The sequence below is a fragment of the Prochlorococcus marinus XMU1404 genome (assembly GCF_017696175.1).
GTDB lineage: Bacteria > Cyanobacteriota > Cyanobacteriia > PCC-6307 > Cyanobiaceae > Prochlorococcus_A > Prochlorococcus_A marinus_X.
Genome location: NZ_JAAORE010000003.1, coordinates 278512 through 292568, shown reverse-complemented (window position 1 = coordinate 292568; position 14057 = coordinate 278512). Strand labels below are relative to the sequence as shown.

Annotated in this window: 21 protein-coding genes; 8 read left to right on the top strand and 13 right to left on the bottom strand. The window is 27.2% G+C overall.

Annotated elements, in window-relative coordinates; genetic code table 11:
- Positions 1–311 precede the first annotated feature (311 nt).
- Positions 312–467 carry a high light inducible protein gene (locus tag HA144_RS07915; protein ID WP_209043521.1) on the bottom strand — a complete coding sequence of 52 codons (156 nt, stop codon included), beginning with the start codon at positions 465–467 and terminating at the stop codon, positions 312–314.
- A 179-nt stretch (positions 468–646) separates the two neighbouring features.
- On the bottom strand, positions 647–829 hold the full coding sequence (locus HA144_RS07910) for a hypothetical protein (protein ID WP_209043520.1): 183 nt from the start codon (positions 827–829) through the stop codon (positions 647–649).
- A gap of 248 nt (positions 830–1077) precedes the next feature.
- Between HA144_RS07910 and HA144_RS07905 the strand changes: the two genes are divergently transcribed.
- On the top strand, positions 1078–1185 hold the full coding sequence (locus tag HA144_RS07905; protein ID WP_025890855.1) for a high light inducible protein: 108 nt from the start codon (positions 1078–1080) through the stop codon (positions 1183–1185).
- 77 nt (positions 1186–1262) lie between these two features.
- On the opposite strand, the gene HA144_RS07900 is transcribed toward HA144_RS07905, so the two are convergent.
- On the bottom strand, positions 1263–1553 hold the full coding sequence (locus HA144_RS07900; protein WP_209043519.1) for an inward rectifier potassium channel: 291 nt from the start codon (positions 1551–1553) through the stop codon (positions 1263–1265).
- 232 nt (positions 1554–1785) lie between these two features.
- Between HA144_RS07900 and HA144_RS07895 the strand changes: the two genes are divergently transcribed.
- Positions 1786–2016, top strand: a complete 231-nt coding sequence (locus HA144_RS07895) for a hypothetical protein (RefSeq protein ID WP_245152879.1) — start codon at positions 1786–1788, stop codon at positions 2014–2016.
- A 321-nt stretch (positions 2017–2337) separates the two neighbouring features.
- Here the strand turns inward: HA144_RS07895 and HA144_RS07890 are convergent, their stop codons facing one another.
- From HA144_RS07890 to HA144_RS07865, 6 genes are all read right to left on the bottom strand, one after another.
- On the bottom strand, positions 2338–2487 hold the full coding sequence (locus HA144_RS07890; RefSeq protein WP_209043517.1) for a hypothetical protein: 150 nt from the start codon (positions 2485–2487) through the stop codon (positions 2338–2340).
- A complete protein-coding gene (locus HA144_RS07885) occupies positions 2488–2673 on the bottom strand; it encodes a hypothetical protein (RefSeq protein WP_209043516.1) in 186 nt (61 codons plus the stop codon).
- Positions 2674–2752: 79 nt separating this feature from the next.
- Positions 2753–2908, bottom strand: coding sequence for a hypothetical protein (locus HA144_RS07880; RefSeq protein ID WP_209043515.1), 156 nt, complete (start codon positions 2906–2908; stop codon positions 2753–2755).
- A 450-nt stretch (positions 2909–3358) separates the two neighbouring features.
- A complete protein-coding gene (locus HA144_RS07875; protein ID WP_209043810.1) occupies positions 3359–3616 on the bottom strand; it encodes a hypothetical protein in 258 nt (85 codons plus the stop codon).
- A 763-nt stretch (positions 3617–4379) separates the two neighbouring features.
- The gene (locus HA144_RS07870; RefSeq protein ID WP_209043514.1) at positions 4380–4535 is read right to left on the bottom strand and encodes a hypothetical protein; all 156 of its coding nucleotides are present in this window, start codon (positions 4533–4535) and stop codon (positions 4380–4382) included.
- 589 nt (positions 4536–5124) lie between these two features.
- Entirely contained in the window at positions 5125–5334 is a 210-nt protein-coding gene (locus tag HA144_RS07865) for a hypothetical protein (protein WP_209043513.1), read from the bottom strand.
- 1931 nt (positions 5335–7265) lie between these two features.
- Here HA144_RS07865 and HA144_RS07860 point away from each other — a divergent pair.
- The gene (locus HA144_RS07860) at positions 7266–7424 is read left to right on the top strand and encodes a 3-phosphoshikimate 1-carboxyvinyltransferase (protein ID WP_306822822.1); all 159 of its coding nucleotides are present in this window, start codon (positions 7266–7268) and stop codon (positions 7422–7424) included.
- 28 nt (positions 7425–7452) lie between these two features.
- Here HA144_RS07860 and HA144_RS07855 read toward each other — a convergent pair whose 3' ends face one another.
- Positions 7453–7833, bottom strand: a complete 381-nt coding sequence (locus HA144_RS07855; protein WP_209043511.1) for a DoxX family protein — start codon at positions 7831–7833, stop codon at positions 7453–7455.
- A 132-nt stretch (positions 7834–7965) separates the two neighbouring features.
- On the opposite strand from HA144_RS07855, the gene HA144_RS07850 reads away from it, so the two are divergent.
- The 3 genes from HA144_RS07850 to HA144_RS07840 all read left to right on the top strand — a co-directional run bounded on the left by HA144_RS07850 (position 7966) and on the right by HA144_RS07840 (position 9587).
- Complete coding sequence (locus HA144_RS07850; protein WP_209043510.1) at positions 7966–8442, top strand: carbon storage regulator CsrA; 477 nt, start codon at positions 7966–7968, stop codon at positions 8440–8442.
- A 129-nt stretch (positions 8443–8571) separates the two neighbouring features.
- Complete coding sequence (locus tag HA144_RS07845; RefSeq protein ID WP_209043509.1) at positions 8572–8718, top strand: hypothetical protein; 147 nt, start codon at positions 8572–8574, stop codon at positions 8716–8718.
- Positions 8719–8912: 194 nt separating this feature from the next.
- Complete coding sequence (locus HA144_RS07840) at positions 8913–9587, top strand: pectate lyase (protein ID WP_209043508.1); 675 nt, start codon at positions 8913–8915, stop codon at positions 9585–9587.
- A 25-nt stretch (positions 9588–9612) separates the two neighbouring features.
- Here the strand turns inward: HA144_RS07840 and HA144_RS07835 are convergent, their stop codons facing one another.
- Positions 9613–10812, bottom strand: a complete 1200-nt coding sequence (locus HA144_RS07835; protein WP_209043507.1) for an LptF/LptG family permease — start codon at positions 10810–10812, stop codon at positions 9613–9615.
- 943 nt (positions 10813–11755) lie between these two features.
- On the opposite strand from HA144_RS07835, the gene HA144_RS07830 reads away from it, so the two are divergent.
- Positions 11756–11962 (top strand): high light inducible protein, encoded by a 207-nt coding sequence (locus HA144_RS07830; protein WP_209043506.1) that lies wholly within the window; start codon positions 11756–11758, stop codon positions 11960–11962.
- Positions 11963–12569: 607 nt separating this feature from the next.
- On the opposite strand, the gene HA144_RS07825 is transcribed toward HA144_RS07830, so the two are convergent.
- Complete coding sequence (locus HA144_RS07825; RefSeq protein WP_209043505.1) at positions 12570–12710, bottom strand: high light inducible protein; 141 nt, start codon at positions 12708–12710, stop codon at positions 12570–12572.
- Entirely contained in the window at positions 12710–12817 is a 108-nt protein-coding gene (locus HA144_RS07820) for a high light inducible protein (protein WP_011132751.1), read from the bottom strand. The genes HA144_RS07825 and HA144_RS07820 overlap by 1 nt, the downstream gene beginning before the upstream one ends.
- 577 nt (positions 12818–13394) lie before the next feature.
- On the opposite strand from HA144_RS07820, the gene HA144_RS07815 reads away from it, so the two are divergent.
- On the top strand, positions 13395–14018 hold the full coding sequence (locus HA144_RS07815) for a DUF938 domain-containing protein (protein ID WP_209043504.1): 624 nt from the start codon (positions 13395–13397) through the stop codon (positions 14016–14018).
- Positions 14019–14057: the final 39 nt, after the last annotated feature.

Below are 14057 nucleotides of genomic sequence, written 5' to 3'. Positions count from 1 at the left end.
AAAGCCCTGAGTAGGTGTTACTCAAACTTTTTTGGTTATAAATTCATTATCCATCAAAGTCCCTATTTAGGTAAGAGATGGGTGGTATAAGGGGTTTTTTGATACCTTGCTTTATGGATAAAAGGGTTTAAAAATCTGCATTTAAAAAGTGCTTGCCAGTATCCCTATCGGCAAACACTCATGACGATGTTAGTTAAATTCTAAACGAACACTTCTGTTGCTGTCGTGATGCTTAAAACTACAGAAATAAAGAAAATGTAAGGAACCACCTTGAAAGGAACGTATCCTTGGCGTTTAGAAATAAAGTCCATTTATACGAATCCAGGAATAATTTGACCTGTTGTTAAATAAGCACCAATTGCAGCTATGAAGCCAATCATGGCAAATCTGCCGTTGAGCTTTTCTGCTACAACTTTTTCCTTTTCAACTGTTTTAGTTTCGGAAACTTTTACCTTTTTTGAGTTCATAAGAAGAATGGAACTTTATATAAATAAATATAACATTCATATTACTTTTTGTAAAGAAATAATGTTATTTGTCTTAGATTTTAAATAAACTAAAACAACTATGTCACAATAATGGGTCAAAATATCTCTATATCCTTTATGTAGCCCTTTTTTTATTGTTAATAATAAACTTTTTAAAATTACTTTTTATAAATAAATTTTTGTATGTCTTCGAATAGGTTAGATTTTGATTTAAAAAATCCATTATTTTTTAAATAAGATTTTCCTTTCTCTATATTTTCAATTCTTTTTTTATAAGAATTTTCATCTAAATCTTTTTGCATAAAAAAAATAGTCGTAATCTCATTCTGATTAGTGCTCACAAAAAAGTGGTTACCTTAAATACAAAATTTAAGTTCTTTCTTGAACTACTTCTCATTCAAACTAAAGATCTGTAGAAATAGTTTCTTTACTTAAATTTTGTTAATTAATAATGAAAAATAAATTAAAAATAAAATTCTTAGAAAAAAGGTGATTTAGGTAGGAAACACTACATCAATTACCTATTAGGAATAATTAGTTTGTAAATATTAAATCCAAATTACTTATTATGGAATTCGCAAAAAAATTCATGACCGAAAAAGCTGAAAAGCTTAACGGTAAAGCTGCAATGCTTGGAATGTTTGCTCTTATAGGGGCTTACTATTTTACTGGTCAAATTGTTCCAGGTATCTTCTAAAAAAAATTATTTTTGTAATTTTTTGAGGGGCTTTATTAAGCCCTTTTTTTAATTTTCTAATAATTCAAACAATTTGCTTATGACAAGCTGATTTGATATTGATTAATTAATTTTTTTAAATCATCAACTCTTTTTTGTCCGTTCTTTAATGGTCTTAAGGAGTCAAGTACAGCTGCACAACATAATTGCCAACAAGATTTTTCATTCAGGTCTAATTTCTCACAAATATTTTTTGGGGCTTTAAAAACTGTATTTATTTCTTCAATATGTTGAGTGGTTTCCCATAACTCTCCTTCAAGAAAGTCAAGCTCAATACTTGATAATAATTTTGTCGCTACGTAATCTTTGATTAGCTCAGTTAATTCCACAATATTTCTTAAAGCAAAAGAAGTTAAATTATATCTTAGTATTTATTTATATCTTAGTATTTATATAGCAAGATAACAAAAAGGAGCTAATTGCTCCTCATTTTAGATCGACTATCAATTAATTATTCCCCCTAAACTCAACTTAATATAAGTAATCATCAAATTAAATTTATGCTTAAATATTTCAGTTCTCATTAATTTACAAATGTATTATTCAGAAACTAGAGTGATAATGGGTGGTCTAGCCCATGTTCCAATATTAATCTTCATAGTAAATTTAATTAAAGGTAAGTTTGAATCCATAGCAGCAAAAGAAGAAGAAGTAAAAGCAGAAGAGTTAAACGCAAGTGAAGTTAAAGAAGAAGAAGTAAAAGCGGAAGAGTTAAACGCAAGTGAAGTTAAAGAAGAAGAAGTAAAAGCGGAAGAGTTAAACGCAAGTGAAGTTAAAGAAGAATCAGAATAACAGGAAGAAATAGTTAAGAAAGAGGTTTTAATCCCTCTACGTTAGATCGACTTTAAATCAATTAAAAGTGTGAATAGAAAATTATGAATCCTTGAGATCTTAGTGATAGCTAGACGGGTTTACTTTTCATTAGCCAAAACTTTTCTTCAGTCATATTAAGTGATTTGGAGGAATTTATCTGCTAGAATTTTGTTAGAATCAGATTTTTTTATATGTTTATGATCCATCAAAGTCACTATTTAGGAAAGTAATGGGTGGCATGGGGGGTGCATACGACCGTGCTACATCGTATATATGATCTGATAAATTTCTGTTAAAAGTTTATGGGTACAACCTTTCAATAGCTTCTTTCTGTTCTTGCTTTTTTATGTCTTCAGCATCTAAAACAGGGCACGAGTTTTGATTTAGTGATGAGAGGAAAGTGCTTTTGTTGAATAGTTTGAAAAGTGGTGCAATTAATAAGTTTTTCATTTATTCCCAAGTTTTCATATCAGAGAAGTCGCTTGCTATTGCATGAAGCATCCCTCCTACAAATGATCTAGGACAACCAAGTTTGTTAACTAAAACTTCTGATTGTTTTTTGATATCTTCCCATGTAGGTTTGATATCCTCATTTATTTGTTTAAGGCTAGGTTTAAATTCTTCTGAATCATTCATATAAAAAAGGTATTAACTTAGTAAAATTCAAATGATAGTAAAGATAATCTCATTTATTTAAATCAATATTCAATTAAAATTACAAAATAAATTCTTTAGAAATTATTCTAAGCTGATTTAAATTCAGATTATTTAAATAATTATTTTCAATAAATTTTTCCTCATTAATTTCGAGATCTTTAATCTCAGAAATAATGCTGCTGGATATTAAATCAATTAAATGTTCTTTGTCCATAATTAATATATAGATCCAAAACAAACATTTATGATTTAAAGTCTTCAACTCAACATATAAGTAGAAATACTTAGATAAATGGCAAACTTATAGGTTTGCTAAATCAACTTACCTAAACTTGTCATGAATATATTTTATCGGTATAAGTGGTCTAAGGACTTGTCCTTTTCGTAAGGACTTGAGCCTAGCGGTTTCAAGGTTAACCCCGCACTCCTAAACACGAGTACAAAAACCTTAAAAACTTTCATTTTCTACTCTCCTAATTAATACTGTTTTTTGAATCCATTCCAAGTTTGAGAAAACCTTAATCCTAGATAACAAATTAAAATTGTCCAAAATAAAATTTCTATACCTAAATTAGTCATTTGCTTGGCCTCCTTTCTATCTGATTATTCTCTAGTATGGTTATTAAGCAAAAATCAAGCGTAAGAATACCTAAAAGTTAAAGTTTTAATCACAAAAAATCTTGCAATGGTTGTTACTCGGATGTTCTGCAGATTTGTTATTCCAATAAGATTCAATTTCTTTGAGCTTATTCTCATATGAAAGGTCTTTTTTATCCAAATTCATTTCTTGGATAGTAAATGTGTCATTTAGTGCCATAAGACTTATCCCTTGACTACATCTATGTTCTAATTCATTTGAATAGTAAATTTCAAGTTGTATGTGTGCGGTTAGAGGAACAAAATTGTACGGATTAAGGATCAAAAAAAAATCTCAAATTATAAATACTTGTAAGGAAAATATCTCCAACAAATATATTCTAACTTTAAAAAAATTTTATAAAGTTTGTTTAGAAATTATATTCTCTTAATACTTTCTCAGGTCTGCCATTATCTATCATTCATCTAATCTATCTGCATATTCTCTTAAAATCTCAGCCATCTTTTGAGGTGGAATTTCTTGTTGATATTCTCTACATAAATCAAAAAATTTATCTAAGAAATCTTTCATTGAAGAGGACATAAAAATTAGCGTTTCATTTTAAAAGTAAAGTATGCAAACCCACCAAGCAATAAAAGACTCACAACCCCATAAGTAATCGCTATGCCGTACATGTGAGTAATTTATTTATAAAGAAATAAGCATAATATAAATAAACTAAGAAAACTCCAATAGCAATGGAACTTTCATAAATAAGAAAGTTCCAAATTGTATATAATTTAGGTTTTTTAAATTCTTTTTCTTCTTCTTAAGTAATCATTTATTTCCTTTTTCTTTTCTGGCAGCATTACCTTTTGCTCTTAATACCAAAGTTATAGTTAAGGCAGCGCTTAATATCAAAGCATCAATCAATAGGTGTGGGGAGATATTCATCAGCTGATAAGAGAAATAAGAAGAGTCATTATCTTTTCAGCAATAAATCTATTAAACATAAAAAAAAGAGGGATTTATCCCTCTAAGTTTAGATCGACTGTCAATCACTGTCTATTTTAGCTTTTTAGCTTCTCTTAAAAAAGCATTATTTTATTTAACCAGAACAAGAGAAGGCACCTGCAAGAATATTTTTTAAAATTGGTGCTTGACCCAATGCGTATAAGAAGAAAGTTGATGATGTGAGAGTAATAGCTATTTTGGAAAGTCTATTAAGTTTTAAATTTGATACTTTTGAAAATGCAGAATTCATTTATTCATTAAATGTAATGAATTGATCTTAGCTGCACAAATTAAATATTCAGCATCAAAATTTACCAAAGAAAAATTTTATTGCTCCTTTTTTCAGCTTTCATTTTTACTACTTCAAATTCTTTTTTAGAAACTACTCTAATTTTTTATTTTGGATATCTTGTCTTCCACCATTTATTAATCGAAATAGCTACTCCCTCTAAATCTTGGGTACAAATATTGACCCATCAGATCTTAGTTTCAACTTCTTTGAAGAATTCCCAATTAGTAGGTGAAGCCATCAAAAATCAAAAATGAAAGAAATTTATAATTGTTGAAAAAAAACTATAAATTTTTTTATGTGGTTTATTAGCTAAAACTTTTCTTTATAAAGAGAGGATTTATTTGACATATAAGGTTTTCATAAAGTGGGAATAAAAAACTTTAAAAAAGAGATTCACATCACTTTTACTTTCAATTAACAATACATCTTTTGAAAGAAGGGGGCAAAAATTACCCCCTCTTGGTGAAACTCTTCCAAAGAAACACCATTAAAATTTTACTCTGTAATATGCAGAGTTAGACAAATTAACAAATTCAAGATTAACAATTTATGCGGCCTTTTTAAAAGGGTTAATATTCCTTAAAAAGTTATTACTTTTGAGAGCATTCATTTTTCTATATCTTTGATTTATATCCAGGATATATTTTCTGGCTTTCTTATCACTTTCAATTTTCTTTTTTTGAAGTCGAAAAGCCCTTAATTCTTCTATTGACATGAGGTCATCATCTTGGTTGGAATTAAAATTATTAAATTGCATCAGTTTAAGAAATTAAGTATCTTCGTTAAGTTTCAGATTAACAGCCTCATATTTATTTGCAATGGAGATAATTTATCAACTTAATTTAGTTATTCAATGTGCAGTAATCTATGAATTTAAATATTAAGATCTTCAAATAAAAAATTTTCTAAAATCAAGGAAAACTTTTTATTGAATTAGAAGGAACTTTTACTGATATCAATGATGCACCATAATGTGATTCGGCTGATCTTATTAGTAACCAGTAAAAAAAGTTAACTAAAGCTTGCTCCATGAGAATTTAGTAACTGATCTAAATAACCTCATAAATTTTGTAATAGCAATATACAAAATAAATTTATCAAGCAATCAAGATATTTATCTCATATAAGCATAGATTCAGATCATTGAAGAAAAATTTGCAATTTCAAGCTTTAGCTAGCGGACTAAATCTTCGTAAAGCATTAGACTTTAGCCCGCTTTATTTTTTCAGTAAATGAAAAATGGTACTCAAGGGAGCTTGATATTCAATTACTACATTAAATTATGAATAGGTCTTTATTAGTTAACTAGATCAAAAGTATCTGTTCATATACTGTCCTGAATTATTGTATAAGCATGCTACGAGACTTAAGTTGTATCAATAGATTCAGTATTTTTGCTTATTGATATATTTACTATTGGAATAATATTATTGTTGATGCCTAAAGAAGTTTTAATTTTGAAAAAAATAATTAAATTTTTAAAATTATTAAAGAGAAGAATTGATATCCTCAGTGCGGAGACTCAATTGAAATTTATATTGGAAAATTAAAAATGGGATTCCCACATTGCCCTATTTGTGTAGATCTAGCATTTATTTCAGTTTGTATTGGAGTTACTCGTAGTTATATGTTCTTTATACTTTTTAGGGAGTTCATGAGAGAAGAATCGAATTTTAAATTGAAGTTTAAATTCAATTAATGGTTGACAACTAAGTATAAATACTTTATAAATAGAGTGTAGCAAATGCTACAAAATCGTCCGATCTACCGTTTGATAGACCGCAGTACGACTCAAGCCATAGGACGGGGACTTGAGCAAGTTTAGGAGCTGCATCATGGTGAACATGTTTTTCAATGGAAAGTCATTCGTTTATTGTAGAAAACAAGAAGAAAAGGTTATAAAGCTTACCTATAGAGGATCTAGTTACTTGAAATAAGATTTATAATTTTCTTTTAGATATCCAATAAACTTGGACTTTATGAGTTTTGCCTTAATAAAACAATTGCTATTAATTAGAAGGGAAATTAAACTTAAAAACTAGATAAATTTATTAGTCATAAACTATTTTTTATAAAAGTTTGGACATTTCTTGAACTTTTTAACTTAGTATTGATTGATACCTTATAAGGAAAACTTATTGTGAAGATATTTTTAACCTATTTAAAAATTAATATATTCGTATATTTCGTCACTAGAAATTAATCTAAAAATAACTATTTTGTAGAAAAGATTTTTAAAAGGTATGAAACCTATTTCTGAAGAACTTTACAAAAAAATAGTTGAGAGTTCTAAAAAATGAATAAGTTGCTAATTGCTTTATTAGCTTTTGATATTGGTGTTAGTCTTTCAAAAGTTTATATTTTTTCCTGAAAATCAAATTATCTAGCAAAAAAGAAGATATTTTCCTAAAACAACAAAAAGAATAAATTTTATCAGGTATAATTTAAAAAAAATTCGTTAGAGTTTTAAAAGATTTTAATACCAACAAAAGTGAATTCATTAAATAGATTATTACTGGCTGGCAAAAAAGTTAAAAAATATCTGCCTCTCTTTATCGCATTTAAATTACTTACATTTACTGGATTTATTACATATATAATGAATCGCTAATTGATAATGTCCTCAAATAAATTTGATTAAATAAAAACCTATTGAATAAAGACGAACGAATAAAAAAATTCAATTCAATGTCTAGTATTGAAAGAAAAGCATTGATCTTAAAGAAGATGAAAGCTTTAGGACTAGAAGCGGGGAGTGGAATTCCAGGTAAAAAATATGATAGTAAAGAGGTTTATGAATTAATTCATATTGCGAATATTTTCCAGGAATTAAGAAATAAGAAATAAAAGAATTATTTGGGTTTATTTAAACTATTTATATTGGTTCTCTTATTGCAGTAATAATTATTCCACCTATCAATCCAAGATTCATAAGCACAGCTCTTGGATGGAAAGGGAATATATGAAAAATTATTGTTGTAGGAATAAGAAAAAGTAATAAAAATACTGAACCAATTTTTTGATTTTCTCCAAATATGAAAAAACCAGAACCCAAGATAAGACATATAATCGCCCCAATTAGAAGAATAGATGAAATGGGATCTGGAATACCTTTTGAAGAAATATATTTAACTGTTCCTTCAAAACCATTTATTTTACCTGGTATAGCTGAGATAAATATTGCCGAAATTGATAATCTTGATAAGAAATCTACAAAAGATTTTATACCTTTATTTTTAAAAATAGAATTCTTCATTTTTTAATTATATAAAAGGCCAGGTTAATTAGAAGCACTCTTTTAATTAACATGAATCTTTAAAGAACATTTAAAAGCACTTTTGAAGTTTATTTTATTTTTATGCAATAATGATACTTAAATTCATCATAAATGTTTAAGAATTTACTTTTAACTTTTTTTTTATTTTCTTGTGCTTTCATAACTATTTATCCTGTAAAAAAAGAAAAAATTAATTTAATTGATTATTGTTATTCTCTTGAAAAGATACTTTCTAGAAATTCATTAGTAAAAAGTAAAAATGTTTCAGAGAAGTATAAGACTTTTGCAAAAGATATTACTTTGTTTGGTACTAATAAAACTAAAGGAGAACTAGTTAATAAGATAATCGATGCATATAAAAATTCGAAGAAATCATTAATTATAAATTTTGTGCCTAATCAAATTTATTGTTTGGGAGGGTATTGGATTGAGCAGGTGAATCCAGGAACATTTCAAACTATTTTCTATGAGAAAAGCAAACAAAGAGTAAATCAATATAAGAATATTAAAAAAGAAGTCGATCAATTTATTAAAGACATTAACTCTGAATATGAATCTATAGAAAAAAAAATTAATGATTACTTTTAGAAAATTAAAATTCTCTTTCTAGAACAAATGTTTTATGAGAATGTGATTATACATGTGAATAAGAACTTTAAAAAGAAACTCACGGAAAATATTTAATCATCTTTATTATAAATTTAATAATTTTGTACTATGAACATTTACTTATTTTGGATATTATTTTTAGCTCTATGGGCAATTGTACCTTTAATGATTATTAAAGGCAGAGTTGATGAATCAACTAAAATCAAGACTTCCCCAGCAGTTAAAAAAGTAAAGAAAAAAGGTTGGTTTCAATAAGAATCAATTTAAATATAATTTAATAAGTTAAATAAGCAATCTTCATATTTTTGGATTAATTTATTTTTAGAGATTTTCAGATTCACTCACAGTCTTAACAATATTAAAACACTTAATTTTTACTAAAAAATAACGATCTTTACTTAATTAAATCATAGAGATAAACTTATTCTGAACACTAAATAAAGAAATAAATGTCTGAAATGAGAACACCATGGGGTTCAATATCCTCAAAAGTTAGTTTATTCCCAATTTACTATTTGATATTTATTTATGGTTTTGTGTACATATTGCCTTTTGGTGAAAATTTTATTGGAACAACTTGGTTTGATTTATTGAAAAAAGAAGATGGTCCTTTGGAATGGTTGCAGTTTAGTCAATTTTTTATTGCTTCTCTAATGGGCTTTTTTATTTTCTATAGATCTAAAAAAAAGAAATCCATAAATGCATTGATATGGTTATTTTTCAGTATATTTTGTTTCCTAATTTCTGCTGAAGAAATAAGTTGGGGTGAAAGGATTACAGGTTTTACATTGAATTCAATATCAGAATTAAGTATCCAAGGTGAGACAAATTTCCATAATCTTCCTTTCTTTCATAATATTCTTCTTGATCCCCTATTGCATGTTTTATGCATCTTTTTAGGTTGGGTTGGATGGAGAAAATGGCCCAATTTAAATTCTTTACCTAGTAGAAAATATAGTTTGTTTTTTTTATTGGTATCTTTATTTTTTGCTTATTATGATCTCTCCTGGGCTTCAACAGTTCAACATATTAGAAATGATCAAGAAATTTTCGAATTTCTCTTATCAACTGGAATCTTTTTGCATTTTTGGGGAGAATTTAAAACTATTAAAAAACTTAAATAAACAATTTTGACGTTTTTCAGGTTAATTATATAGAGGTTCTTTTTAAAAAGTAAAAACTACCTCCTATAGAAAATACGACTGGAAACCAAGCTGCAATGATTGGAGGAAGTAATCCCTTAACACCAAAAGAACTGGATATAAAAGATATCAAATAATAAATTAATATTAGAATTACACTCAATCCAAATCCCTGACTTTTTGAAGACCTTAAATTAGATTTACATCCCAAAATACTACCAATCAATCCAAAGACCAAACAGGCACAAGGTAAAGTGAATTTTTCTTGAATTCTTACTTGAATCTTTCTAATCTGTTTAAGATCTCCAATTTTTTTATATATTCTTTCTGCTTCTAATGCTTCTTTTAAAGACATATCGCTAGCATCCTTGGGTACTTTCGCAAGATCTAATGGGCCTTCAACGAAAGGATATATATATTGTTTGAATTTAATATTCGTTGTTTGACCAATATTATCAGTTGAAACAATATTTCCATCTGTGAAAACCCAAGAAGAATTATCTTTATCAAAAGTAGCGCTATTTGCAGTAAGTATCTGCTTTATATTTTCTCTAGAAAAGTCTAAAACTGTAACTTTTTTCATAATGTTGTTTTCAAATCGAGAGGCATAGAAAATATGAGTTAGGTATGTATTGATTTTCGTTGCCTGATTGTCAGGATCTATTCTTGATCCTTTTCTAGTAAAAATAATGTTATTTTTATTTTTGCCTTGATTGAAAGAACTTCCTATTCCGGATCTTAAAGTAGATTCAGCAAGCTTATTACTATTGGGAACTAAATTATCATTGAAATAAAAAGTTAAACCTGTCATGAATATTGAAACAGCAATTGCTGGAGCAATAATTCGTGAAGTTGTTATTCCTAATGACCTTAAAGCTAATAATTCAGAATTGGCTGATAGTTTTCCAAAAGATAATAGTGTGGACAACAAAACAGCCATTGGAAAAGATAATACTAAAAAGCTTGGAAGACTATAAATTAAAGCTTTTAAAGCTTCTAATAAAGGTAAGCCATACTCAACTATTTTTCTTATTAAATCAAACATTACACCTACCGAAAGAGAAATCACGGTAAACGCGGAAATAGCAAATACCATTGGAGGTATTATTTGACCTAATAACCATCTATCTATTAAAGCTATTGAATACCAGGGAGTGATTATTTTGTTAACGGCTTTTTTAATAAGTGATTGATTTGAGAGTTTCAAAAGGATTTTATTTAATTTTTAATATCTTTTCTAGAATTATAAAATATCAATGATTTAGAAACCAATTTAGTATTTATAACTAAGTAAGATATTTTGCATTTTTAGATCTTCAAATAAATAAAAAAAATAATTTATTAATACTTGCGTCAAAACAAATAATTTGGTTTCTTTAAAAAAAAGGTAAAACGCATGAAAAATAAAACGTTATTAAACGAATGCAAGTGCCAACATTGTCAGCAAAAATTAGAGCAAATTAATAATTCAAGAATATATTGGGACAAAGTAATTCTAAGTAAAAATCTCTCTTAGTTTCTATCTTATAGATTATTAGATAAATAATAAAAAACTTGTTAGAGCTTGTAATTAAATAATCTGGCAAAATTGAGTGATATTATTTAGCTTTTTGATTTCTTTTGTAGATTGTATTTTCTCTATTTAAAAGAAAAATAATAATTAAAATACATGAAGGAATGAGTATAAAATCTAAAGACATTTTTTTTTCTTTTCTATTTAATAGTTAGCAATAGAATATAATTTTGACTTTCATTAATTAATTTGCTTTAAAGTTTTTAAAAAAAATATGAAAAGTTAGAAAATTTATTTTGAATTTGATTGGTTAAAAATTTAAAGAGCTTGCGAGTATCCCTCTAGCAAGCTCATGACGTGCAAGTTAAATTCAGATTTTTTGATCTTAACCGGCTTAGCACTTCCTAAATGCTAAATCCATTTTACTAAGTAAATTTACTTAGTGTGGGTATAAATGCTTATTTTAAGTGAATTATTCGTAAAATATAAAAAAATAATTTGCTGAGTGTTTCGGTAAACAAATTTTAGGCAAATTTGTTACGTATTTACCCGTAAACATTCGTAGTTAGATGATTCTTCCCCTTTGGTTTACATAAGTTAATATTTATGTTAATTTAACTTAACAATTATTTTTTTAATGTCAAAATCAGGAATAACTAATGAATCGGGCGGAAGACAAAACATGTTCCCTTCTGAAACAAGGCCCTATATTGATGAATCTGTATCTTACGATGGGTATCCTCAAAATGCAGAAAAAATTAATGGCAGATGGGCTATGGTAGGCTTCGTTGCACTAATTGGGTCTTATGTAACAACAGGCCAAATTATACCTGGAATTTTCTAAAAAATATTTGCTTAACTACCAAATCTTTTATTTAGTATAATTTAGAGAATAGAAAAAACCAAATAAAAGTTATTGCATTTAAACTAAATATTATCCCAAGGAACAAATAGGAAAATTTCCTTCCAATAAATGCTGTTTCTGGTTCAAGCTTTACTCTCATAAAAACCTTAGTTGTAGTTGAATTAAAATAGCACTTCTGAGAAATAGATTCCACAATTATTTTAGAGTAAATACAACTCAATTTACATTTTTATCTGTACTATATTTCACTTTGATTTGCTTACTATTAATTTCCTTAACTTACACTATTTTGTATTTTCTAATATTGTTGTTTAAACCCTTTTTTAGTATGAGTAAATATTGCTCCGATATAACTTATTAAAATGAGCCAGAATAGAATTTCTAATGATTGATTTAACATCGGATTGACCTCCAATCTTTAAAATCAATTTAATTCTATTTTTATTATTAGGGTAGAGTTTTTATACTGATTTTAAAAGTATTATCTTAATGTCTGTTTGCATATTAAACTTCAATTGATACATTCAGCAAAATTTGGATATAAAAAACAACCTAAAAATCTAGGTTCTTTATGAAATATAGTTTTTTAGATAAAGCCAGGAATTATTTGACCAGTTGTTAAATATGCACCAATTAGGGCTATAAAACCTAACATAGCAAATCTCCCATTTAGCTTTTCAGCTATGATCTTTTCTTTTTCTACTATTTTTGGATCATTATTTTTCATTAGAACCAACCAGGGATAATTTGGCCTGTTGTTACGTATGCGCCAACAGCTGCAACAAAACCTAACATTGCTGCCCAACCATTAAAACGTTCTGCTTCTGGAGTCATTTTTATTCATATGATTTGTAAATAAATATAACATATTTATTGAGTAATGTAAAGAAAAAATATGGAAATTTACCTATTAAGCCTAATTACCGTCACTTTTGCTACAAATATGTATCATTATATGTTTTATGTGCGGTATGGCTTTGAGCCCCCTATTTGTTAATACAACGCAAAAAAAATAGGCTAAAAAATTTTTACTATTGGTATTAAATCCTCATTTAGAAGTAATTTTAATTAATATCAAACTAAGGTCAGCTAGTAGGGATACAGGCTGACCCTTTTTAGTGAAATAATTATTTTAAGAAAAGATACTTTTAAGGTAGAAATTAATTGCTATTAATAAATTAGCTACCACAGATTAATGTCATTTTCTACTTATTTTATGCATTTGATTTTTGCTAAAAATACTTCTTTATTCACTTCTGATTTAATACTTTATGTATTGCCTGCTATTACAATTTCAATATTATTTTTTAGTTTTAAAATAATGTTTTTTAAAACTCCGAAACTAAGAAAGGTCAAATGAAAAATAAACTAATAAAAATTATTTCAACTTTCTTACTCAATTCTTTTGGTTTTGGATAATAGACTTTTTTTTTCGGCAACTCAAAGGAATAGAAATTATATTGGGGATGTACTATCAAGAATCATAAAAAAAAATGGTTCAGTATTGGAAATTGGAAGTGGAAGTGGTGAACATGGAGTGGTTTTTCAAAAACGCTTTCCTGAAATAATTTGGCAAACAAGTGATCCAGAATTAGTACATAGAAAAAGTATAAGTTCTTGGATTGATTATGAAGGATTAAACAAGAAAATGCCCCAGCCTATTGAACTTGATGTAAAAAAATTTCCTTGGAAGATTCCTTTAGAACTCGCAAATTCATTGCAAGGAATAGTTTCTATAAATATGATTCACATAGCGCAATGGAAATGTACTGTAGATCTCTTTAGGGGGTCAGGAAAATTACTTAATGAGGGACAATTTCTTATATTGTATGGGCCATTTAAAATTGGCAATAAGCATACAAGTCAAAGTAATTATTTTTTTGATAATTCATTAAAAGTTAAGAATGACCTATGGGGTATTAGAAATCTTGAGGAAGTTAGTGATGAAGCTAAAAAAAATGGTTTTTTTCAAGAAAATATTATTAATATGCCTGCAAATAATTATTCAATAATTTACAAAAAAGTTTTTAATTAAATGCAAATAAAAAAATCAACAATTAATATGTAGTGTTTT